Raw genomic sequence first — 22,631 nt, forward strand, 5'->3', positions numbered from 1 at the left:
CATCGTGCGAGGCATAACGCTCCCTCGGCGACCAATCCTGTGTCGCACCGAGTTGCCTGCTGCGGCTTCCGTCACCGATTGCCGATGCGAAACCTTGAACCACTAATCCTGCCCACCAGCGCCTCGTCATGGCTGATCGCAAGGATGCCGATCGAGCGGGCCGCGGCGAAGGCAAGGAGCCTTGTCCAGATTTCCGCCTGCCCGATGGCATCGAGGGCGCCGGTGATCTCGTCGGCGACGAGATAGCGTGTTCCCGGAGCGAGCGAGCGCAAGATCGACACCCGTTGCAATTGACCGCCAGAGAGCTCGTGCGGGTAGCGGTCGAGCCAGTCCCGGGAGATGCCGAAAGCCTCCCGGTCACGGTCGCCGGGCATCCAAGACTCATTGAAAATGCGGCCGATCCGCCAGCGGGGTTCATCGCAAGGATTGGCGTCTGTGGCAGGAGCTGGACTGGGCGGAAGCCAGTTGCGGGAAGCGACGCTCCGCCGACGGGGACGTCGCCTGAGCGCGGAACGAGATGGCCTGCGAGGATCCGCCCGAGCGTAGTCTTTCCGCAGCCCGACGGGCCCGACAGTCCGAGGATTTCGCCGGGGCGGATCGTCAGGCTCACGCCGCCGAGGACGGCGGGGCCTCGCCGCCCGTGACCGAAGATCAGGTCGCGCGCCTCAAGCATCTACCCCTCCGCCTGGACGGAGAAACCGTTCTCCGGCATAGCGCGCCACAAGACGCGAGCGTAGGGCAAACGAAGCTGGGCGCCGTCACCGGAAAGGTTTTCCGCCGCCTCCGCCCCGAGAAGAGCACCCTCTCTCATCACCGCCGCCCGATCGGCGCAAGGGACGGCCGAGGCCAGGTCATGCGTCACCACGATCACCGCCTTACCGCCATCCGCGAGCCCGCGAGCCCGCGAAGGTGTCGCAGGACGATGGCGGCGTTGCCGGGTCGAGCCCATCCGTCGGTTCGTCGGCAATGACGAAATCGGCCTGACCGACCGTTGCCATCGCCATCAGAACGCGGCGTGCCATTCCGCCTGAGAGAGCATGCGGGTAGGCATGTGTTACGCCGGCCCGAAGGCCGAGTCCTAGCAGGGCCCAGGCGGAGGCTCCGCTGATCGGCTTCGTGCCAGGCCCGAGCGTTCAGCGGCCCATCTCACTTGAATTCCAACCCGGGTCAGAGGATCGAGATGGGAGATCGACTGGAACAAGCGCGATCCGGCGCCCTCGCAAAGCCCGCAGGGTTGCACCGTCGAGCATGCGCCTTTCGAAACGGACTTCGCCCTCGACAGAGGCATTAGGCTTAATGATGCCAAGGACGGCATGTGCAAGCAGGCTCTTGCCCGCTCCGGACGACCCGACGACCGCGAGAAGTTCGACGGCGACGAAGTTCGAGCTGATGTTTCTAAGGCACGTGATCTCACGGCGACGTAGAATTCCTTCGTAGCGACGGAAGCGGATCGTGAGGTTCTCGATCTCCAGCATCGTCAGTCATGCCCGGAGCGCGGGTCCGCCCAGAGCGGCACGCCCCCGCCGATGGCGTCGAAGCAGAGCACGAGGGCGAGAAGCCAAAGGCCAGGGAACACGCCGAGCCACCACTTGCCCGCGCCAAGATAGCGCATCGCGTCCGAGAGGATGATCCCAATGGCGGGCTTCGAAGGCTCCAGACCGAAGCCGAGGAAGGTCAGTCCGGCCTCGTGCAGGATCGCATGCGGGAAGAGGAGGACGAGGCAGACGAGGAGCTGCGGCACGAGATGCGGAAGGACGTGGTGGCGCGCGATGTAGCGCTATGGTTTGCGAAAGGCGCGCGACGCCTCGACATAGCCGGATGACCGAACCTGGAGGAGTTCGCCCCGAAGTATCCGGGTCAGCCGCGGCCAGTGCGTGAGCGCGACTGCGACGGCGACGGCGCTCGTGCCGCGCTGATTTCAATGCTCGTCGTTGAGACGCACAGCGACCTTTCTCGACCATCCTGCACTGTCGGTAGGCAATAAACAGGTTGAATGGATAGATGGCGTTCACCTGGAGGCCAGGTCGATTGCGGCTCAGTCTCGGCGACCGAGAGCGAGTCGCATTTGCGGAGTCTCGCGGCAAGCGATTGCTCCGTCACGAGAGGCTTCCCGCAAATTTCCTCGCAAGCTGTCCGGCCGTGAAGGCCTCCCCGACGAAGTCGACGAAGGCGCGGGTCTTGGCCGGCAGAAGCTCGCGGTTGGCATAGTAGAGGGAGATCGCCCCGGCGTCCGTGTACCAGCGTGGCAGTAGGCGAAGGAGCCGTCCGTCCTCGAGTTCGCTCGAGACGTCCGGCATGGCCAGAAGCGCAATGCCGAGGCCGAGCATCGCCGCCTCCCGGATCGCGCCGAAGTCGTCGAGGACAATGCGTTCGGTGAGAACTGCGACCATCTCTGTTCCAGCGGAATTGCGCATGGACCAATGCATCGTCCGCCCTGTCCGCCGCGAACGCATGACGATGCCCTCGAAGGCCGCAAGCCCCGCCGGATCGGCAGGCGCCGTGCGGTCCGCAAGGTAGACGGGCGAGGCGACTGCGACGAGGTGCGCCGGGGCCAGTGTCTTGGCGACGGTCCCGGGCGACAGGTCGAAGCCTCCTCCGATCGCCACGTCGTAGCCGTCGGCCACCAGATCGACGGGGCGGTTGTCGAAGTGCCACTCCGGCCGAATCTGCGGGTATCGTGCGAGGAACGCCGGAAGGTGGGGCAGGATGTATCGAAGACCCAAGGTCGGCGGCAGGCTGACCTTCAGGACGCCGCTGGGTTCCTGCGATGCGGCCGAGGCGTCCGCGATCGCAGCCTGAACCGCATCGAGCCCGCTCGAAACGGACGCCAGGAAGCGTTCGCCGCCTTCGGTCAGCGTCAGGCTACGCGTGGTGCGCTGGAAGAGCCGGATACCGAGGGTACGCTCCAACGTCGAGACGTTGCGGCTGACGGCGGCGGGCGTCAGCGACAGGCGGCGCGCCGCCTCGGAAAAGCTCCCGGCGTCCGCGCTTCGCACGAAGCTTTCGAGGTTTGCCAACGTTTCCATGACCGCACCACCTTCAAGACCTGCTTGAAACTCTGACGCAACATTAGTGGCTAATGCGCGCGCAGTCTCCGGGGCATCTTCACGCCATCACAACGGAGCCAGATCGATGACGCATTCGCTTCCCCTCTCCGGCAAGGTTGCCCTTGTCACCGGCGGTTCCCGAGGCATTGGCGCGGCGATCGTCCGACGCTTGGCGCGGGACGGCGCCGACGTCGCCTTCAGTTATGCGGCCTCCGCCGAGCGCGCGGAGGACCTGGTCCGCGAGATCGAGGCATCGGGGCGTCGCGGTCTGGCGGTGCAGGCGGATCAGGCGGTTGCGAGCGAGGTTCAGGCTCTCGTGCGCCACGTCCATGCCGCCCTCGGCGGGCTCGACATCCTCGTCAACTCGGCCGGCGTCTTCGTCACCGGGATGGTAGGCGATCCGGATGCCGATCTCGCCGCCTTCGAGCGGCAGATCGACGTCAACGTGAAGGGCGTCGTCACTGCCGTTCGCGCCGCGGTGCCGCTGATGGCGGATGGGGGGCGCATCGTCTCCATTGGCACGACGGGCGCGGTCCACGTTCCCTTCGCCGGAGCCGCCGACTACGTCGCAACCAAGGCTGCGGTCGCCGCCTACGGGCGCGGCTGGGCCCGCGACCTCGGCCCCCGCAATATTACGGTCAACACCGTACAGCCGGGCGCGATCGACACCGACATGAACCCGGCCGACGGCGCCTTCGCCGAGACTCTGAAGGGGCTCGCGGCGCTCGGTCGCTACGGGCGGCCGGAGGACATCGCGGCGGCCGTCGCGTTCCTCGCCGGTCCCGACGCAGGCTACATCACCGGCGCGACGCTTAACGTTGACGGCGGACAGTCCGCCTGACTTTCGCTTCCCCCGTTCACGACAGGAGTTCGTCATGCCCAGCATCGGTATCATCGGCGCCGGCCAGATCGGCCACGCCATCGCAACCGCACTCGCCCGAAGGTCCATCCCGGCGACCCTCTCTAACAGCCGAGGCCCGGAGAGCCTCAAGGAAACAGCCGCCGGCATCGGACCCGCGATCAAGGCCGGCACGCGCGAGGAGGCGGCCTCGAAGGACATCGTCTTTCTTGCCGTGAACTGGTCGAAGCTGCCGGGGGCCGTTTCCGGGCTTCCCGGATTCGGCGGCCGCATCGTCGTCGACGCCAACAATCCGATCGAGGCGCCACTCTTCAGGCTGGCCGATCTCGGCGGGCGGCTGTCCAGCGAGATCGTTGCCGATCTCGTGCCCAGTGCACGCCTCGTGAAGGCGTTCAACCATCTGTCGCCACAACTCGTGGCGGGCGATCCGCAGGCAGAGGGCGGTCGACGCGTTCTGTTCTACTCGGGCGACGACGATGCCGCCAAAGCCGAGATCGCAGCTCTCATCCAAAGTCTCGACTTCTTCGGGATCGATCTCGGCCCGCTCGCGGTGGGCGGCCGGCTCGCTCAGTTTCCAGGCGGTGCTCTCCCGAGCCACAATCTGGTCCGGTTCGACTAACCGCCCGTCTTCCATCAATCCCCGGCCTTTCGGCCTCCGCCCCAAAGCGAGACCTCGCCATGACGACGCTCACACAAGAATCCACCGAACTCGCCCTCGTCCGGCGGTTCTTCGACCTCATCAACGACGACCGTTTCGATGCCGCGATAGACCTCTTGTCGGAGGATGTCGTCTATCACAACATCCCCATGCCAGAGATGCGGGGCCGCGAAAGCGTCCGTCAGTTCCACAAGGGCTTTGGCGTCGGCAGCCGCATCCGGGTCGACTGGCGGCTCATGCACATCGCGGCGGACGGCGACACCGTTCTGACCGAGCGCCTCGACCTCTTCACCGCCGACACAGGCGCTCGGATCGACCTTCCGACCATGGGAAGCATGCGGATCGCCGACGGCACCATCGTGGAATGGCGCGACTACTTCGATCTCGCCAGTTTCGAACGACAGGCGGTTGCGATGCAGACGTGACACGTCGGGACGCCGCCAATTGTCGCTTATCCTCATCTAGTGCCTGCACTAGGGCGCAGAGCGCTTCGGCTGTCGGAAGTTGCTTGACCACGCACGAGGTTGCGATCGGACCTTGGCGGTGCCGCAGGGATGCAGGAGGCAGCCAAGGTTCGCGTCGACCTCAAGGGCACCGCACTGAGTGCGGTACGCCCGGGAGAGTTTGCTTTTAATTTGGACTTTGCCGGAGGCTCTGGCATGAGGCGCAGGCTCGCCGCAATCGTCAAAGGCCAATACCGACCCAAGAAAGTCGTTCCGTGCATTGCCGGAATGTCTTGCAAGCAGACACTCCGGCTATGGCGATGCAGCGTGGACGCGTGGCCTTAGGCGAGGCGCACCGAAATCCCGCCATCCGCCAGCATTGGACTTCCCGTCACGAAGGATGATCGGTCGGACAGGAGGAACAACGCCGCTTGCGCGATTTCCCGAGCATCGGCCATTCGCTTCATCGGATGAAGGTTGGCGACGAAGTCGAGGATGGGCGCGTTGCCCTCGCCGCCGGCTGGCGTGATTGTGCCGCCAGGCAACAGGGCGTTGATGCGGATGCCTTCGGCGGCGTACTCCGCAGCAAGAGCCCGCATCAGACCGATCTGCCCCGCCTTGGAAGCCGCATAGGCACTCATTCCGGCCAAACCGCCATTGCTGTAGCCAACGAACGACGACGTGAAGACGATCGAACCGGAGCGCTGCTTTCTCATGACAGGGATTTGGGCCTTTGCGGCGAGGAACGCGCTCGTGAGATTGACGGCGATGATATCGTTCCAGTCGGCCAAAGGCATGTCGGCGGCAGGCGCCATTTCGCCAACGATCCCAGCATTGTTGAAGGCACCGTCCAAAGTGCCGAATTGATCGAGCGCCAGGTCGACCAGCGCTTGCGCATACGCCTCGTCCTTGACGTCGCCAGGCAGAAAGATGGCTGCTCCCACTCCGTCCAGGGCAATCTCGGCCGTTAGCTCTTTTAACTCGGTGCTGCGGCGCGCTCCTAGAACCAGGTTAGCGCCTTCGGCAGCGAAGAGACGTGCCGCCGCAGCTCCGATACCGCTGCTTGCCCCGGTCACGATGATCGTCTTGCCGAGTATTTCCATGATGTACCCCTGCGAGCCATATCAGCCCGAGGAACCAATTCTCCATCTCGGCCTCGGCAGCCACCCGATTTCCGAGCACGCTCCTTTCCGAAGCCTACGGTTCGGTCCGCTCTGACTTGGTCGGTCGATTTCCGCCGTCTCCCAAAATTCGATGGAAGCGGACAGTCGGCAAACCACCCGTTCCAGCCGTTTGGAATCGAACCGGGGTCAGAGTGCGAGGCTGAACTGTGCACTTGGCAAACCGAGTTCCACAACCATCCGGCCTCGCAGAGCTTCCGAAAGTAGGGGGTCGAGACCTAGGTCTTCGCGGATCAAACCGTGTCGCCAGCGATGCGCAGACCCCGGATGGGGCCAGGGCGGACAGTCGACGATCGGGTACCAGCACACGCCCTCGACCCCCGCGCCCCTCTCCTGCGCCCATTCGACCTCCGTCAGCACGTGCTCCAGCCAACGCCGTTTGTCGAACCCGGGAAAGCGCCGACGCTGCGCGCGGTGACCGTCGTGCCAGCTCGTTTCGGAAACAAGGATCGGAAGCCTGTACCGCCGCCAGCTTTTCAGGATCGCCCGGCCGAGTGGCGCCCGCGCCGTGTGCGGGTACGAGTTGATGCCGACGGTGTCGACGACGCCGGCGGCCACCAGCCTGTCGACCGCCGCGAACTGGCGCTCGCCGATCCCGTTGATCGGGTCGCAGGCAAGCAGCCGTACGTCCCCGTGGTAGTCGCGGGCGGTCCGCGCCATGACGATCGCCATGTCGACAGCTTCCTCCCAAGGCATGCCCGCCAGCATCGGATAGATCGATGGCTCGTTGACCGGACAGAGGCGCAGCGGCCGGCTGGGATCCGCGGCACGGGCCACGGCCATGGCATGGGCCACTGGATCCGGCGGTCGGTCGAAATGCGCAAGGTCCCAGGTGACCTCCATTCCCGACGCCTCGGCAAGCCGCAGGCGCGGGATCGGGTCATGCCGCCAAGGCAAGCCGTCCCGGGCGTGGCGAAGACCGTGGGACCGGGCGATGGCGTAGTGCTCCCCCATGCGGTCATCCGGCAGGTGCCGGGTCGTAAAGAGAAGATCGTGGTTCGACCAGGCGAGATGGCCAGACTCGAACCCGGCCCACAAAGGGATGCTCATGCGCTCGGCTGAGCAGCTTGGCGAGAACTGGTCAAGGCCGCCAGCACGCCCCTGAAACAACAACACCCCCGCCGGGGGAGGACCGACGGGGGTGTCAGGGTCGGCCTTCGCGGCGGGAGGAACCGCAGGGCCTATTCGCGTAGGGTCCGGGAGGAACGACCGCCGCAAAATCCTTGAATACGTTAGCGGACCGACTGCCGAGCCAGCTCTGGAATGTCCGCGCGCGAGATGCCGAGATCGGCGAGTTCGCGCTGCGAGAGACGGTTCAGTTCGTTGGCAGTGTTGCGGTACTGGCGCCAGGTGTTGAAACGACGAGCGATGCTCATAGGAGTATCCTTTGGTGGCGGCTTCTCATCGGTGGAAGCCGTTTCGGTTGGTCTTGTTCGACAACCGGAATGTAGGCTCCCGAGGCCGCCAGCAGGAGCGCCAAGATGGCATGGCAGCCCCGGCGTTCTCGGCTATGTCGCCACTGCGAAACAGCAATGCAGGATCAGATGGACACACCGCCGCCCCTCACCACCGCCGAACCTATCATCGGATAGCGATCAGTCCGGCAACTCGAAAAGGTCGGCAAGGAAGGTCGCAGGCCCCCCCGCAAAGCGTGCGGGCGCGGGACTGTCACACAGGACCAGGATCCGCTCCTTTCCCCGTTCCCTGCCCCAAAGCGCCAAGCCTTCCGGATGGTCCACGCCCCTTCCATAGGGCAGGTCGATCAAGCGTTCGGGATGGTGAACCGCCACCGTGCCCGCTCCGGACGCCGGCTCGTTGACCCAGTTCCGCCAGACATACAGCGCGCACGGACCCGACAGGCTAGACGTCGGCCCCGCGAGGATCAGCAGGTCGTCGCCCCGCCGCTTGAGGTCGCGAATGCCGAGACCCTCCAAGTCGAGAAGACGTTTCATCGCGGGCGATGGCAGCTTCAGCGCTCCGTCCGCTCCCGCATCGATCACGACCTCCAGAAGAACCGCGTAATCGCGAATGACGGGTCCGCGCATCCCGAGCGCAAGACGGCTGCCGGACACCGCGATTCCCTCGATGTCGACGCCGCCCTCCTTCGCCGGGATGCGCGTGAAAGGTTCGAGAAGAGGGTCGAGGCGCAACATCTCGGCCAGCTTGTTGCCGTGCTTCGTCTGCTTGAGCATTCCGGCATGACGGTCTCCGTCCGAGCGGGCCGGATAGAATGTTCCAGGTGCCTCGGTCCGCTCGACCAGCGGTATCCGAGCGAGGACGCAGCGTGGCCGCGTGTCTTTCAAGTCCGCCAACTTGGCGAGTTCAATCGGCACGTCTGGAATCTTGTCCGGCTTGTTGCGGGCTCTGGCGTGGCTCCCGACGATCCAGAGCCAGCCGCTTTCCGCCGACAGTCCCTCGATGTCGACCTCCTCCCCCGGCTTTCGGAGATCCAACAGGTCCGCAAGCTCGTATCGATCGTGGGCAGAGAAGCCACCTGCGGCATCCAGCGTAAGGGTCTCGAGGACAGCCATCTCGTCACCCGCGACGAAGAGGGTGTTGCCGACGCGGGTTCCGGCCGACAGGTTGTGCTTCGGATCCTCCCCGTCACCGGCTCCGCTCCGAGACTGAGGGTGACCTGGCCGACTGGCGCGGCCGCAGCGGGGTGACCGTGTCCGGAATCATTCATGCGGATACCTCTTTCATCGATCGGGCATCAGCGCCGACGGGGTCAGGCTATTGGATGCCGTTAGCAACCTTGCGGCCGCGCTGTCTTGACGGAGAGGATTGCGGTATGGCCTCAAACTCAAAGCTCTTCGCGCTTACGAATGCCTGGCTACCTTAAACTAGGATGATCCATTGCAATGACGAATATCTATCGCCTCCGCGGATCTCGGCAGAACCCAAATCAGCCGGAACGGCAGTGGTTTACGGTCTTCATGTTCTATGACGACCTTGAAGCGGTAATGCAGGTGGAAGCACGGTCGCAGGAGATGGCCGAGCGCGAGGCAATCGACGCCTTCATTGAGGATCTCGACGACGAAGACGATTTCGACGACGAAACGGACTCTGCCACCATTCGCGCAGCGATATCATATCGGACATATATTGGTTCTTTGAAAGAGGAGCCGCCGGCAAGGGCGCAGACAAAGGTCGGCGGATAGCTTCCTGTCGATCATGTCTCCCGCAAAGCAATAGCTAGTCGCACCACACGTTGCCGCGGTTCGGCTAGGGCCGGGCCAACCTCTTTCTCGTCAGCGCCTCACCAACGTCGCGACCGTCGACCAGCTTGAATGCCACCAGCTGCCGGCCGTAGCGATCGTCTTTGCCGCGGCTGATCGCAAAGCCGTCGGACAACAGGTCCACCATCCGCTTCTTCGCCTGCTCGCCGGTCTCGCGTTCCGCGGCACATTCCGGCTTGCCGATCTCAGGGGCGTCGACGCCCTCTAGGCGCCACTGGCGGCCGTTGAGCCAGCCGCTGCCACCGTCGATGACGCAGGACCCGCTCGGAGGCGCCCGCAGGCCGCTGTTGGGAGGTGGCATCGCGACCATCACCAAGCCTGTGGTCGTCGGCGAGCCGCGTGGCGCGGGTGCGCGCTCGGACTGCTACGGCGCGGACTGCCGTGCCGCCTCTTGACCGAACAAATCTTTCAGGTCGACGTTCTTCAGCACAGCCGGTCCACCAGTCACGACGACGATCAGCAAGCTGAGCCATTTCACGAGACTTCATCGTCTTTGCAGCCTGTTCCGGCTCATGCCACCTGCCCATGTTCTGCGGCTTCCTGGCATGGCGTTTGCCGATCGCGGCAGCTATGCCAGCAATGTGGTTCGAGGAGAATTTGACGTGAGTGTTGGCCTGATCGCACTGTTGGATGACGTTGCGGCCCTGGCGAAGGTCGCGGCAGCGTCGCTCGACGACGTCGCCGCCCAAGCCGGAAAGGCCGGCATGAAGGCGGCCGGCGTCGTGATCGACGATGCGGCCGTCACGCCGCGCTACATCGTGGGTTTTGCCGCCGACCGAGAACTGCCGATCATCGGCAAGATCGCCCTTGGTTCGCTGCGCAACAAGCTCCTCTTTCTCCTGCCGGCGGCGCTCGCCCTCAGCGTCTTCGCGCCCTGGGCCATCACGCCGCTGCTCATGCTGGGCGGCGCCTATCTCAGCTATGAGGGCGCGGAAAAGGTCTACGAGGCGCTCTTCCCGCACAAGGCCCACGCCCACGAGGCGAAGCTGACGGCAGAGCCGCTGGATCCCGCCGCCCTGGAAAGCCAGAAAATCGCCAGCGCGATCAAGACCGACTTCATCCTGTCAGCCGAGATCATGGCGATCTCGCTTGCCTCGCTGCCCGCCGACAGCCTCTGGATGCAGGGGGTGATCCTGGCGGTCGTCGGCATCGGCATAACCGCCGTGGTCTATGGCGGTGTCGCGCTGATCGTGAAGGCGGACGATGTTGGCCTTGCCATGGCCGCCAACCGCTCTGCCGGCGGCTTCGGCAGCCTGATGCGCGGCACCGGACGCGGGATCGTCGCCGGCATGCCGGTCCTTCTGCGCATCCTTGGTATCGTCGGCACGGCGGCCATGATCTGGGTCGGCGGCGGCATTATCGTGCACGGGCTCGAGGGCTATGGCGTCACGGCCCCGGCGCATGTGATCCACTCAGCTGCCCTCGCTGCCGCCGCACTGGTGCCTACGTTGAGCGGCGCGATCGAATGGATCGTCACCGCGGCGGGCTCCGGCGTGGTCGGACTGGTCGTCGGCGCCGCGTTGATCCCGGTGACGAGCGTCGTCTTCGCTCCGATCGTCAGGGCTATCGGTCGTTGGCGCTCCGATCGCGCCAAATGATCAAATAGCCGCCAAGTCCCGACTACAGATGCGCCGGCTTTCCCTCCCGCTCGATCATTTCGACGTGCCGGCACATGCTCGGGACCAAGTGCTAGGCCAAGAGCCTCGCGGCCTCATCATGTGCCGGTGAGCGGCGCCTGCGCGGGGTCTCAGCAATCAACGTGAAGGTCGAGGCGGCCAACTCTCGCAAAGCTAGCAGCATCGCGGAGAGAGCCGTGTGCTGCGGCCGCGTGTGGTTGTCGTCGAAGCGCAGGATAGGTGCGATGTAGTCAGATCGCTGACCCATGAAGCAGATGCCATCTGCCTCACCCGACCGAGAGGTAGGAGGGAACGGGCGGCCAAGCATTCGGCTGGTGTCATCATGTCAGGACGCTAGCCTGCCAGTTTAAGGGCTGCAACGGGGTCGAATGTCTAGCCTGACGACGAAGCCGTCGAGGATGGCCCCGAGGACCGTCCGTTAGCAATGAGTGATGAAGTTCGACATACGGTCGCAACGCTCTGCGGCGCGGATCGGAGAGTTGCCGAGGGTGAAGGCGTAGTCTTGGACGGATTAGATGCCGTTGGACTTGGCTGCGTCAAAGGCCACCTCCCCCCCACGAGGACTACTAGCGCTCTCTACGACCAGAACTCCTCATACCGTCGTATGCTCAGTAGCTACTTGAACTTCTCCCGATCCGCCTGCAATCTCAGGTGGAGATGACGCGAGAGGAGGTTAGCAATGGACGTATTGATCGGCTGGCTCCCGTTCCGTGCTGCGAAAGAAGAATATAACCATGAAGGGCTTTCTCCAGCCCGAGGTGTGATGATTGGCTTGGCGTTGTGTGCGGTTTTCTAGCTAGGAGCTCTCTACCTGTTTTTCGGCTAGGCGAGCCTAGGCTGCCCGACGTGGCTCCGACCGGCCTCGGAAGACCGAGACTTCTTCTGGATCATCGTCGACAGCGGGAAACAACATCGCGCCGTATGCGGCGCGGATGACCGTGCAGCAGCGAAAGGCACGCTAAACCAGCGCCAATGCCGTCACCAGCCGTCTACGGTAAGCAGCATCGACGTCATGGACTTTCGAACCATGCCCCAGTCGGCGAAGCTGGTCGCTGGAATTCCATGGTGATCAATCACAACAATGCCGTAGTGCCGGGGGTCTGCCGAGATTCGCAGGAACAGTGCGTCGATCTCTTCCGGAGGACCCTCCAAAACCTGCATTACCTGGCGCCCATCCACGGCGAGGATCCCTGTTATTCCCCGAGCGCTATTCGACGCGGCAGACCAAGCTACGATCAATGCCAGCTCGTCAGGCTTCGGGTCGTCTGCAAACGTGCTGGCGTAGCGCAACCGGGTTAGCATCGTGTCCATGGGGGAAGGTTATCCTATCTCCATGAAATTATGTGGGAAAATCGCCCAAGTCGAGGAACCGTTAGGAGAAATGCGGTATTAGGTGGATGCAACCTAAAGACAGGTACCGAGACAGTGTGCAATTCGCATTTGCCAAAAGCCGTCGACTATCCCGTGCACACGCTTGATACGCTGGATGACAGATGCCTCTGGGCACTCATCGCTGAGTGCGCAAATTGGCAGGCGGATCAAATGGCGATGCAAGAACAGATCAGCAGTCCGCCTGCGAGGACGGAGTGGAGGACGCTAGTCTCGGCTGAAATTGATAAGGTTACCTATATCCATCGCCGGCTCGTGGAGGTTCAATCCCAACGTGTTAAGTAAGAGGCTATAGAGCAGCATTCATGCAGCTAGTGTTTGTACAAGTTCGCGCAGTTTTCGCCTGACCAGCTCATCCATAATTTCTGCGAGCCGCCTGATGGCTTCCCACCCATGTCGGAGATGATTCCCGGCAGCACGGGCCGTAAGCTTCCTGTCCGCTTCCGTGGCGCCTCTGCAAATGGCTGCCGTTAATCAGACGAGCCTTCCAATGTCTCCAGAGTCAAAGAAGCTTATTTGCTAGGCTAACATCCAAGCCTCGTGGAGTGGTGTTTATCAAGCACCTATTTGGAGTTCCTCGTTCTGGCTGTTTGATCAGCTGTTATCGCCATCATGCACACGATGGTTGCTGGGGGTCTTCGTCGCAGATCTCGAACTTTGCTGCGGCCTTCCACAGGTCGGGCTTGGGGCATTCAGCTTTAGGCACTCTGGCATGCCTCCTAGGACCGCGGTCCCGAGATGTGGGCCGTGTCTGAAATTGTGGCAGAGGTTTTCGGCCAGCGCCCACGAATAGGATCCCAAATGCTACCATCGCCGCTGCATCGAGGGCGCAAGTGTTTTGGACATCGCACGCTCAGCTAGCCCAGTTATTGCCAAACCTGCCCACTGAACCTTTAACATTTTCATTGCCTTAGCTATACCGACGCTAGTTTGACACAAGTTGGGAGATTTAGACCAGAGGTGTTGGCCAGCCAAAGGTAGTCAAAAGGCTATCTCCAATAGAGTTGAGCGGCGGTGACCCAGCTGCCTCAACCTGTTGTAAAAAGAGATCGCGCATATGCAGGATGGTGGATGGCTTAGGAATATTTTGGCATTTGCAAGACGTCACCCGCGGCCACGTTCGTACCTTTCTCTCACGGCACTGCTCGCGGGCCTGTCTGGCTGCGGCAGCATGGGCCAGCCGATGCAAGGCTCCGGTGTCAGCACGGTTCCGCTCGAGGCCGCCTTCGTGGTGCCGCCGCCGGGCGGGCCGGCCATGGTCGACATCATCGAAACCCGTTATCCGAATGCCACCGAGCAGCGCATCCTGCTGGTGGGGACGGCCGCGACGCCCGGGCAGAACTATCTGCAGGTGCGGTTCTTCGGCCCGGTCGGCACCACCGGCAGCGGCCGCACGGCGCTGAAGGACAAGCCGCTGGCGACCACCAACTTCCGCAGCGAACTCGTGAAGGAATTCCCGGGCATCGCGATGAAGCGCGCGGGTGTCTACGTGCAGAACCGCTACGGTCCTTTCGGCTATGCCGTGGGGCAGAGTGGCGGCGATACCTGCTTCTACGGCTGGCAACGCATCGCCTCGACCAGCACCACCACGCTGCTCCTGCGTTCGCGCGGCGTCATCCAGCTGCGGTTGCGGCTGTGCCAGGCCGGCGCCAGCACGGAACAGCTTCTGGCGGTGATGTACGGCTTCTCGATCAGCAGTTTCTTCAGCGATATCAGCTGGAACCCCTACGACCAGACCGCTCCGACCGATGCCTCGCTCGGCGGACTGGGAGCACCGGTCTATCCGACAAGCTCCGGAGCGCCGGAGGCGGCCTGGGAACAGGAGGAGCCGGCGCCGGCGGCCCGGCCCGTAGTCGCAGCGCCGCGTCGCTCGGCAGTGCGCGCAGGACCGGCGCCCGTCGTCGCGACGCCCGCACCGCTGCCGGCACCGATCGGCCCGCAGGTCCCGCCGCCACCCGGCATGGGGCCTGGCATAGCGCCCGAGCCGGGTAGCACGTCGCTTCTGGGACTGTCGTCGGCAGCCGCTGGCGCAGCGGCGCCGGTGCCGCCGCCGCCTTGCATGAACCCTTCGACGGGGGCATCCGCATGCTGAAGTTTCTGATCGCCCTTCTCTGGGCCGCGACCGCCGCCATCGCCCTCATCGTCGTCACGCTGCCGATCAGCCTGCAGTCGCAGTTGATCGCCGTGGTGCTGGTGCTCGGGCTGATGATGCTGTTAAAGGTGCTGAAGCTCGACGGCATCTGGCGCCTCGTGGCGCTGGCCCTCGGCACCGCTATCGTACTGCGCTACGTCTACTGGCGGACGACCAGCACGCTGCCGCCGGTCAACCAGCTGGAAAACTTCATCCCCGGCCTCCTGCTGTATCTCGCCGAAATGTACAGCGTGGTGATGCTGTCGCTCAGCCTGTTCGTGGTCGCCGCTCCGCTGCCGCCACGGCCGATCCGGCCGCAAGTCGACGGCGACACCTTGCCGGCAATCGACGTCTTCGTGCCGACCTACAACGAGGACACCAAGCTGCTCGCCAACACGCTGGCGGCGGCGCTGTCGATGAACTATCCCTCCGACCGGCTGAAGGTCTGGCTGCTCGACGATGGCGGCTCGCTACAGAAGCGCAACTCGGCCGACGTGAAGGAGTCGCAGACCGCCGAGAAACGCCATGCCGAGTTGCAGCAGCTCTGCCTCGACCTCGGCGCGACCTACCTGACGCGCGCGGTCAACGCGCACGCCAAGGCCGGCAACCTGAACAACGGCATGCAGCATTCAACCGCGCCGCTGATCGCCGTGTTCGACGCCGACCACGCCCCGGCGCGCGATTTCCTGCTGGAGACGGTCGGCTATTTCGAGGAGGACCCGCGGCTGTTCCTGGTGCAGACGCCGCACTTCTTCCTCAATCCCGATCCGCTGGAACGCAACCTGCAGACCTTCGAGAAGATGCCGTCGGAGAACGAGATGTTCTACGGCATCATCCAGCGCGGGCTCGACAAATGGAACGCCGCCTTCTTCTGCGGGTCGGCCGCGGTGCTTCGGCGCGAGGCGCTAGACGAGACCGGCGGCTTCAGCGGCATCTCGATCACTGAGGACTGCGAGACGGCGATCGAGCTGCACTCGCGCGGCTGGAACAGCCTCTACGTCGACAAACCGCTGATCGCCGGCCTGCAACCCGCGACCTTCGCCAGCTTCATCGGCCAGCGCAGCCGCTGGGCACAGGGCATGATGCAGATCCTGAGGTTCCGCTTTCCGCTGTTCAAGCGCGGCCTCTCGCTGCCTCAGCGACTCTGCTACATGTCCTCGACCCTGTTCTGGCTATTTCCGTTCCCGCGCGCGATTTTCCTCGTCGCGCCGCTGTTCTACCTTTTCTTTGACCTGCAGATCTTCACCGCCTCGAGCGGCGAGTTCCTCGCCTATACCATCGCCTACATGGCGGTGAACCTGATGATGCAGAACTACATGTATGGCAGTTTTCGCTGGCCCTGGATCTCGGAACTCTACGAATACGTCCAGACCGTGCACCTGCTGCCGGCGGTAATCTCGGTCATTCTCAACCCCCGGAAGCCGACGTTCAAGGTGACGGCCAAGGACGAATCCGTACTCTACAACCGGCTGTCCGAGATCTCGATGCCGTTCTTCGTGATCTTCGCCGTCCTTTTGGTCGGCGTCGGGGTTACCGTCTACCGGGTGATCGCCGAGCCGTATCGTGCCGACCTGACGCTGATGGTCGGAGGCTGGAACCTCCTCAACCTGTTCATCGCCGGCTGCGCCCTCGGCGTGGTGTCGGAACGCGGCATCAAGAGCCAGTCGCGGCGGGTCACGGTCAGCCGGCGGGCCGAGGTGCTTTTCGGCGAACACGTCTTCCCGGCGACGATCGACAACGTCTCCGTCGGCGGTGCCGGGCTGAGGGTCTTCGGCGCCACGCCGCAAGACCTCCTGAAGGGCTCGTCCGCGGCGCTCCGCTTCAAGCCGCATCAGTCGAGCGAGACGGTGGTGCTGCCGATCCTCCTGCGCGCCGTTCAGAAGGAGCCGGGCGGACTGGTGATCGGCTGCAGCTATGTGACCCAGAAAGCGACCGACCATTTCCTCGTCGCCGACCTGATCTTCGCCAATTCCGAGCAATGGCGCGATTTCCAGCTCGGGCGCCGCTACAATCCGGGCCTGCTGCGGGGCACGCTGTGGTTCTTCGGCATGTGCGTCTTCCAGACCTATCGCGGCCTGAGCTATCTCGTCCGCGGCAAGAACGGTCACCGGGACAGCGCGGCGCTGCCGGTGCCGTCGGGAGCCCTCAAGTGAGGTCCCTGCCGAGTGTGCTGTGCCTGCTGCTGATGGTAGGAGCGGCCGAAGCGCAGGCGCCGTTCGACATGACGCCCGAGGGGCCGGCCAGCCCGCCAACGCGAACAGCTCCAGCGGCGACACCGACGACACCCATGCCAGCGCAGCTGCCATCGGTGCAGCCCGCGACGCCGAGCCGGGCGCCGCAGACCCCCTTGATGCCGCGCCCGGCGCCCGCGTCGCCACCCTCGTCAACGGCCGGCTCAACGCCAGCGCCGCGTGCGCCGTCCGCAGCGCCAGCCGGTGCTGCCGCGAAAACCGCCGCCGCCGGTTTCCGTCGATACCTCCTGCCGATCGAGGATTTCGGGCTCGCCGGCGAAATCCAGCGGCGCAGCTGGTCAGTCTACCTCACCCCCGAGCAGGCGGCCTCGAATGCAACGCTGCAGCTTGGCTTCCAGAATGCGATCTTCGTCGCCCCGGAAGCCTCCCACCTGCGCGTCGTCATCAACGATGTCGGGGTCCTCGACCAGACGGTCAACGCACCGGACAGCGTCGTCGACGTCTCGGCGCCGCTGCCGGCCAATCTCCTGCGGGCGGGCGCCAACACCATCCGCTTCGAGACGGACCTGCGCCACCGCACCGACTGCACGATCCAGTCGACCTACGACCTCTGGGTCGACATCGACCCGGCACGCACCTTCCTGGCCTTCCAGAACCAGGACGCCCGGCTACCACGCCGGCCCGAGGATGTGCGCGCGATCGGCCTCGATGCCACGGCCAAGACGACGTTCAACATCGTCGTGCCGGTGGGCGACCTCGGCCCCGCCTCGGCGCCGCTGATCAAGCTGTCGGAAGGCCTTGCGCTGATTGCCGACATGCCGAACCAGTCGTTCGCCGTGACCCAGGCGAGTATCCCGGCCAGCGCCGACGGCGCGCTGACGTTGATCGTCGGCCCTGCGGAAGAGCTGGCCAGCTTCATGCCGCAGCTGCCGGCCCTGGCGAGCCGCGAGCCCACCCTCAGCTTCATCGACTTGCCAGGGGCGGGCGGACGGGCGCTGCTCCTGAGCGGCCCGACCTGGCGCGACGTCGAGACCGCGATCCAGCGAATCATCGAGCCGACGGACAGGCCGCTGGCGATCTTCCGCAGCGAACTGTCCAACCCCGCCTGGCGCGTGCCCGGCGCCCCGCTGCTGTTCTCCAAGGCCAGCATCCCGTTCTCGGCGCTCGGCGTCGCCAGCCAGGAGTTTGCCGGTCGGCGGTTTCGCACCGAGTTCACCGTGGCCGTTCCGCAGGACTTCTACGCCCAGGCCTATGGCGAGGCGCAGATCCTGTTCGACGCTGGCTACACCAAGGACGTCCAGCCGGGCAGCCATCTCGACATCTACGTCAACGACAACATCGCCACCACGCTGCCGATCGGCGGCAGTTCCGACGTGCTGCTGGAGCGCTATCCGGTGCGGGTGACGATGCGCAACTTCAAGCCGGGCAGCAATACCATCGCCGTCGAGGCGGTGCTGCAAACCGCGGGAGATGCGGCGTGCCTGCCCGGCACCAGCGCCGGCACCACCCGGCGCTTTGCACTGTTCGACAGCTCAAGCTTCGAGATGCCGGATTTCGCCCGCGTCAGCCAGCGGCCGAACCTTGCCGCCACGCAAGGCACCGGCTACCCCTACAGCCGCAGTGCCAAGCCGGTACCCTTGTTCATCGACCGGGCAGGACCGGAAAGCCTCTCGGCCGCCAGCACGCTGCTGGCGCGGATGTCGGTCGCCGGCGGCAGGCCGATCGCCTTCGACATCCAGTGGTCGCCCTCGGACGCCGCCGCGCGCGACGCGCTCTTCGTCAGCACCTCGCAGCAGATCCCGGCGGGCATCCTGTCGCGGGTCGGCGTCTCCGAGAGCATCCGCACCGCCTGGGGTCAGGAGAGCGTCCGCACTGCCCCGCCGGCAGACCAGACGACGATCGAAACCTGGCGCGAACAGGTGAGCCCGGCGATCTGGCAGCGGCCTTTCACTGCCCTGACGCGCTGGCTGCGCGACGATTTCGCGATCGCCCCGGAAGCCTTCCGGCTGACGCCGACGCCGGAAGTCGAGTTCCTGCCATCGCCGAGCGTCGGGCTGGTGGTGGCGCAGGGCGCGAGCCCGCTGGACGACAAGATCTGGACCGTGGTGACGGCCCCGAACGGTCCAGCGCTGATGGATGGCGTCGCGGCGTTGACGACGCAACAGAACTGGAGCGAGCTCGGCGGCCGCGTCACCACCTACGAGGCGGGGACCGGCAGCTTCAAACGGCTGGCCGTCAATGCGCCGACACTGGTCCAAACGCAGCCCTGGTCGTTCGGCAACATGCGCCTGATCGTCGCGAACTGGCTGTCGGAGAACGTCCTCTCCTACGCCATGCTGCTGGTTGCCGCCTCGGTGCTGCTCGGGCTGACGACAACGGCGATCACCGTCGTGCTGGGACGGCGCAAGTGAGGCGCCTCGCCCGCCGGCTGAAGATGGCGGCCGGGCTTGCCGGCATGCTGGCATTGAGCGCGGTGCCGGGGGCAGCCCTGGCGGCGAGCTCGATCCCGGCCGAGGCCTGGGCGGCATACAAAGCGAAGTTCGTTTCCGCCGCCGGCCGGGTGATCGACGATGGAAACGGCCAGATCAGCCATAGCGAAGGCCAGGGCTACGGCCTGCTGCTGGCCTATCTCGCAGACGACCCTGCGGCCTTCGACAGCATCTGGACCTTTACCCGGACCGAACTCCTGCTGCGCGACGACGGGTTGGCGGTCTGGAAATGGGATCCCGCGGCGACCCCGCACGTGTCAGACAGCAACAATGCCAGCGATGGCGACATTCTCATCGCCTATGCCGCCGCGCTCGCCGGTGCGGCCTGGGCACGGGACGACCTGACCGCCGCCGCCACGGCGATGGCCAAAGCGCTCGGGCCAATGGTGATCGAGCGGCAGGGGCTTTCGCTGCTGATGCCGGGTGCCGCCGGCTATGGCGCCAAGGAGCGGCCGGACGGCCCGGTCATCAACCTCTCCTATTGGGTGTTCGAGGCCTTTCCGGTGCTGGCGAAGCTGGCGCCCGGGACCGACTGGAAGAAGCTCGAAGCGGATGGCCGGACGATCCTCGCCCAATCCATGTTCGGCCCGCGCAAGCTGCCGCCGGAATGGCTGTCGATGAAGACCCGGCCGAAGCCGGCCGACGGTTTTCCCGCCGAGTTCGCCTACAACGCGCTGCGCATTCCGCTCTACCTCGTGCGCGCCGGCAGCACAGATCGCGCCGTGCTCGCCCCGCTGCGCGACGGTATGACCGGCGAGGACGGAAGCGTGTCGATCGTCACGCTCGTCGATGGCACGGTTAGGGAAAGGTTAACGGACGCCGGCTACATTATCCTCCCAGCCCTTGTCGCCTGCGTCCTCGACAAGCAGCCATTACCGCCGGCGCTGAAGGTCTTCGTGCCGACGCTTTACTTCCCGTCGACCTTGCATCTCCTTGCCCTGTCCTTCCTGTCCGAGCGACATCCGGAGTGCCTCGCGTGAAACTCTCCACGGTCCTCGCTGTCGCCGCCGGCTTCTTCGTCGCGGACGTCGCGCTCCCCGCCGGCTTCCGGACGCTTGAAAACCTGACGAGCGGCTGGCTGGCGACATCGGCCATGGCCGGGGTGGAACAGGAGAACCCGGTGCCCGCGGTATCGGCCCCCGACGGCACGACGGCGCGCATGGCACGCTTCGTCGCACCGGCGATGCGGATGGCCGAGTTGGACACGGCGGCGCAAGCACCGGCCCCGGCAGCACCGGCAGCAGCAGCAGCAGCGCCGACCGCGACGACCGCCGAGCCGGTCGTCGACGAGACGGCACTGCGCTATTTCGCCCGCGAAGGCGACGCGCGGCGGCTGGAGACGGAGATCGCTCGCCTGAAGGCGCTCTATCCGAACTGGACGCCGCCGGCGAACCCGCTCGAGATTCCCGACGCAGGCGACGTCCAGCTCGACGCCTTGTGGAAGCTTTATTCCGAGGAGCGCTATGCCGAGGTGCGCGCCGCCATCGCCGCGCGTCAAGCTGCCGAACCCGGCTGGCAGATGCCGCCCGACCTGCTGGAGCGGCTGGCCGTTGCAGAAGCCCGGCTGCGGCTGATCAACGCGTCGAACCTGCAGCAATACGACACCGTGGTGCGGGTGGCAGCGGAGACGCCGAGCCTCCTCACCTGCAGCGAGGTCGACGTTCTCTGGCGCCTCGCTCGCGCGTTTTCTGAAACCAAGCGACCCGAGCGGGCGCTCGACGCCTACCGCTACATCCTAACCAGTTGCGACAATTCCGGCGAGCGGCTGGCGACGATGCAGATGGCGGTCCAGCGCCTGACGCGGCCGGCGGTCGGAACCCTTCTGGCGCTGGAGCGAACGGGCCCTGACGGCATCGGCGAGTTCGCTTCCGTGCGTTCCGACGTCGCCCGGCAGGCGGTGACATTGGCCGCCGACGATGCGACGTTGGTGACCGATCCGAGTGATCTCGCGGCGCTTGAGAAGCTCGCCTCCGAGGGTGGGCTCGCGGCGGACCAGATGCTGCTCGGCTGGTATTTCTTGAAGCGCGCCGATCCGAAGGTGGCCGAGGGTTGGTTTCGCAAGGCGCTTGCCCATGAGCCCTCGGCCGAAGCCTCGCAAGGACTGGCGCTGGCCCTGTTGGCACTGAAGCAGCCGGCAGAGGCGGAAACGCTGATGCGGCCCTTTGCGTCCACCTCGGACGATGCGCGGTCGATCTATCTCGCGGCGGGCACCAATCTTCTGGCTGTGCAGCCGCAGGTGATGCTCGCGCCGACGGTCATCGCCGAGATCGTCAATCAGGCGGCGGCGGCAAAGGCGCCTGATGCCGCGCAACTGCTCGGCTGGTACTCCTACAATCTCAATCAGTTCGTCACTGCCGGCCAGTGGTTTGCGACGGCCCTGGCGTGGAAGCCGGACGAGGAAATGTCGGCCTTCGGACTGGCGCTGACCCGCCAACGGCTTGGCAATGCCGCCGGCCTCCGCCAGCTGCAAGCGGCCTGGGAGGGACGCTCACCGCGCATCGCCATGGTCGGCCGCGAGGCGGCACCGGGTACGGTGGTGGCAGAACAGCAGGCGATGGTGCTGCAGCGGAATGGGCAAATGCAGGCCATGGGTCAGCCGCAGACCAAGCCGGCCCCCTCGACGATACAGCGCCAGCCGGCTTCACAGATGAACACGGATCAGCCGGCGGGCCAGCCGGCCCCCGTCCAGCCGCTGTCCCAGCCCGCGCACCGGACGCCCGCAAGGCAGCTGTTGCCCTCCGCCGGCGCGCGGGAGCCACGGGAAGAGCGCTACGGGCAGCCTTCGCCCCGCGTCGCTTCGGCCCGCTCCGGCGGGTCATCGACCGTCGGCTGCCGTATCCCCGTCTCGCCGACCACGCTGTCGGCACAGTCGGCCCTGGACCGTGGCTGGTGCCTCATGGGTCTTAACCGACCGCTGGAAGCAGCCCCGGCTTTCGAAGTTGCGCTTCAGGGCGGCACGGCGGCGATACAGAAGGAGGCCGCCTACGGGCAAAGCCTCGCCTATCTGCGCGTTGGCCTGAACAACAAGGCCGCCGTTTCCGCTGCGCGATCGCCGCAGCCGCGGGCACGCCGGGTCGAAATCAGCACCGCGCTCCTCAGCGCGCAGGCCACCACCGCCTTCGAGGCGAAGCGCCCGGTGGAGACGCTGATGGCCCTCGATCAACTCGCGCAACTGGCGCCCGAGCGTCTCGACCTGATGGTGCTGCGTGGATACGCCTACATGGAGCTACGCCGGTATGGCGATGCTCAGCGGGTCTTTTCCGCAGCGGCGGCCGCCGGTAGTTCCGCCGGCCTTAAAGGCCTCAACGACCTGCGCTTGGCCACGGGACAGTTCAAGAGCGACGGTTAGAGCCGTGACACGCCCAA

19 protein-coding genes and 2 pseudogenes are annotated in these 22,631 nt (G+C 65.2%); 10 read left to right on the plus strand and 11 right to left on the minus strand.

What is annotated here, in order from left to right:
* Positions 1-71 precede the first annotated feature (71 nt).
* The 5 genes and pseudogenes from ACZLZQ_RS17845 to ACZLZQ_RS17865 form a co-directional block, all read right to left on the minus strand.
* Entirely contained in the window at positions 72-374 is a 303-nt protein-coding gene (locus ACZLZQ_RS17845; RefSeq protein ID WP_472950690.1) for an ATP-binding cassette domain-containing protein, read from the minus strand.
* A 155-nt stretch (positions 375-529) separates the two neighbouring features.
* A pseudogene (locus tag ACZLZQ_RS17850) lies at positions 530-673 on the minus strand (ATP-binding cassette domain-containing protein); the annotation flags it as partial.
* 202 nt (positions 674-875) lie between these two features.
* Positions 876-1,475, minus strand: a pseudogene (locus ACZLZQ_RS17855) (ATP-binding cassette domain-containing protein).
* Between the two features lie 2 nt (positions 1,476-1,477).
* Positions 1,478-1,771, minus strand: a complete 294-nt coding sequence (locus ACZLZQ_RS17860) for an ABC transporter permease subunit (RefSeq protein ID WP_472950677.1) — start codon at positions 1,769-1,771, stop codon at positions 1,478-1,480.
* 325 nt (positions 1,772-2,096) lie between these two features.
* On the minus strand, positions 2,097-3,026 hold the full coding sequence (locus tag ACZLZQ_RS17865) for a LysR family transcriptional regulator (protein WP_472950516.1): 930 nt from the start codon (positions 3,024-3,026) through the stop codon (positions 2,097-2,099).
* A gap of 106 nt (positions 3,027-3,132) precedes the next feature.
* Here ACZLZQ_RS17865 and ACZLZQ_RS17870 point away from each other — a divergent pair, with 106 nt between their 5' ends.
* Genes ACZLZQ_RS17870 through ACZLZQ_RS17880 form a run of 3 tightly spaced genes read left to right on the plus strand, consistent with a single transcriptional unit; the run spans position 3,133 to position 4,989 of the window.
* Entirely contained in the window at positions 3,133-3,888 is a 756-nt protein-coding gene (locus ACZLZQ_RS17870; protein WP_472950517.1) for an SDR family NAD(P)-dependent oxidoreductase, read from the plus strand.
* 34 nt (positions 3,889-3,922) lie between these two features.
* Positions 3,923-4,525, plus strand: a complete 603-nt coding sequence (locus ACZLZQ_RS17875) for an NADPH-dependent F420 reductase (protein ID WP_472950518.1) — start codon at positions 3,923-3,925, stop codon at positions 4,523-4,525.
* A 59-nt stretch (positions 4,526-4,584) separates the two neighbouring features.
* Complete coding sequence (locus ACZLZQ_RS17880; RefSeq protein WP_472950519.1) at positions 4,585-4,989, plus strand: limonene-1,2-epoxide hydrolase family protein; 405 nt, start codon at positions 4,585-4,587, stop codon at positions 4,987-4,989.
* 359 nt (positions 4,990-5,348) lie between these two features.
* On the opposite strand, the gene ACZLZQ_RS17885 is transcribed toward ACZLZQ_RS17880, so the two are convergent.
* The 4 genes from ACZLZQ_RS17885 to ACZLZQ_RS17900 all read right to left on the minus strand — a co-directional run bounded on the left by ACZLZQ_RS17885 (position 5,349) and on the right by ACZLZQ_RS17900 (position 8,770).
* Positions 5,349-6,110, minus strand: a complete 762-nt coding sequence (locus ACZLZQ_RS17885) for an SDR family oxidoreductase (protein WP_472950520.1) — start codon at positions 6,108-6,110, stop codon at positions 5,349-5,351.
* A gap of 207 nt (positions 6,111-6,317) precedes the next feature.
* Complete coding sequence (locus tag ACZLZQ_RS17890) at positions 6,318-7,301, minus strand: hypothetical protein (protein ID WP_472950521.1); 984 nt, start codon at positions 7,299-7,301, stop codon at positions 6,318-6,320.
* 119 nt (positions 7,302-7,420) lie between these two features.
* The gene (locus ACZLZQ_RS17895; RefSeq protein WP_472950522.1) at positions 7,421-7,564 is read right to left on the minus strand and encodes a DUF1127 domain-containing protein; all 144 of its coding nucleotides are present in this window, start codon (positions 7,562-7,564) and stop codon (positions 7,421-7,423) included.
* A gap of 219 nt (positions 7,565-7,783) precedes the next feature.
* Positions 7,784-8,770 carry a DUF3616 domain-containing protein gene (locus ACZLZQ_RS17900; RefSeq protein WP_472950678.1) on the minus strand — a complete coding sequence of 329 codons (987 nt, stop codon included), beginning with the start codon at positions 8,768-8,770 and terminating at the stop codon, positions 7,784-7,786.
* A gap of 279 nt (positions 8,771-9,049) precedes the next feature.
* On the opposite strand from ACZLZQ_RS17900, the gene ACZLZQ_RS17905 reads away from it, so the two are divergent.
* Positions 9,050-9,349, plus strand: coding sequence for a hypothetical protein (locus ACZLZQ_RS17905; RefSeq protein WP_472950523.1), 300 nt, complete (start codon positions 9,050-9,052; stop codon positions 9,347-9,349).
* A gap of 64 nt (positions 9,350-9,413) precedes the next feature.
* Here the strand turns inward: ACZLZQ_RS17905 and ACZLZQ_RS17910 are convergent, their stop codons facing one another.
* Positions 9,414-9,737 (minus strand): thermonuclease family protein, encoded by a 324-nt coding sequence (locus ACZLZQ_RS17910; RefSeq protein ID WP_472950679.1) that lies wholly within the window; start codon positions 9,735-9,737, stop codon positions 9,414-9,416.
* 292 nt (positions 9,738-10,029) lie between these two features.
* On the opposite strand from ACZLZQ_RS17910, the gene ACZLZQ_RS17915 reads away from it, so the two are divergent.
* A complete protein-coding gene (locus tag ACZLZQ_RS17915; RefSeq protein ID WP_472950524.1) occupies positions 10,030-11,025 on the plus strand; it encodes a DUF808 domain-containing protein in 996 nt (331 codons plus the stop codon).
* A gap of 1,017 nt (positions 11,026-12,042) precedes the next feature.
* On the opposite strand, the gene ACZLZQ_RS17920 is transcribed toward ACZLZQ_RS17915, so the two are convergent.
* Positions 12,043-12,375, minus strand: a complete 333-nt coding sequence (locus ACZLZQ_RS17920; protein ID WP_472950525.1) for a BLUF domain-containing protein — start codon at positions 12,373-12,375, stop codon at positions 12,043-12,045.
* A 1,249-nt stretch (positions 12,376-13,624) separates the two neighbouring features.
* Between ACZLZQ_RS17920 and bcsN the strand changes: the two genes are divergently transcribed.
* From bcsN to ACZLZQ_RS17945, 5 genes are read left to right on the plus strand one after another with little or no spacing between them, the layout of a single operon-like run.
* Positions 13,625-14,545 (plus strand): cellulose biosynthesis protein BcsN, encoded by a 921-nt coding sequence (gene bcsN, locus ACZLZQ_RS17925; protein ID WP_472950526.1) that lies wholly within the window; start codon positions 13,625-13,627, stop codon positions 14,543-14,545.
* Positions 14,539-16,737, plus strand: a complete 2,199-nt coding sequence (gene bcsA / locus ACZLZQ_RS17930) for a UDP-forming cellulose synthase catalytic subunit (protein WP_472950527.1) — start codon at positions 14,539-14,541, stop codon at positions 16,735-16,737. Before bcsN ends, bcsA begins: the two co-directional genes overlap by 7 nt.
* Entirely contained in the window at positions 16,734-19,187 is a 2,454-nt protein-coding gene (locus ACZLZQ_RS17935; RefSeq protein ID WP_472950528.1) for a cellulose biosynthesis cyclic di-GMP-binding regulatory protein BcsB, read from the plus strand. The genes bcsA and ACZLZQ_RS17935 overlap by 4 nt, the downstream gene beginning before the upstream one ends.
* A gap of 23 nt (positions 19,188-19,210) precedes the next feature.
* On the plus strand, positions 19,211-20,245 hold the full coding sequence (locus ACZLZQ_RS17940; RefSeq protein WP_472950680.1) for a family 8 glycosyl hydrolase: 1,035 nt from the start codon (positions 19,211-19,213) through the stop codon (positions 20,243-20,245).
* Complete coding sequence (locus ACZLZQ_RS17945; protein ID WP_472950529.1) at positions 20,242-22,614, plus strand: polyadenylate binding domain-containing protein; 2,373 nt, start codon at positions 20,242-20,244, stop codon at positions 22,612-22,614. Before ACZLZQ_RS17940 ends, ACZLZQ_RS17945 begins: the two co-directional genes overlap by 4 nt.
* The last annotated feature ends 17 nt before the right edge of the window (positions 22,615-22,631 follow it).

The sequence above is a fragment of the Mesocryomonas lacus genome, from assembly GCF_055730105.2.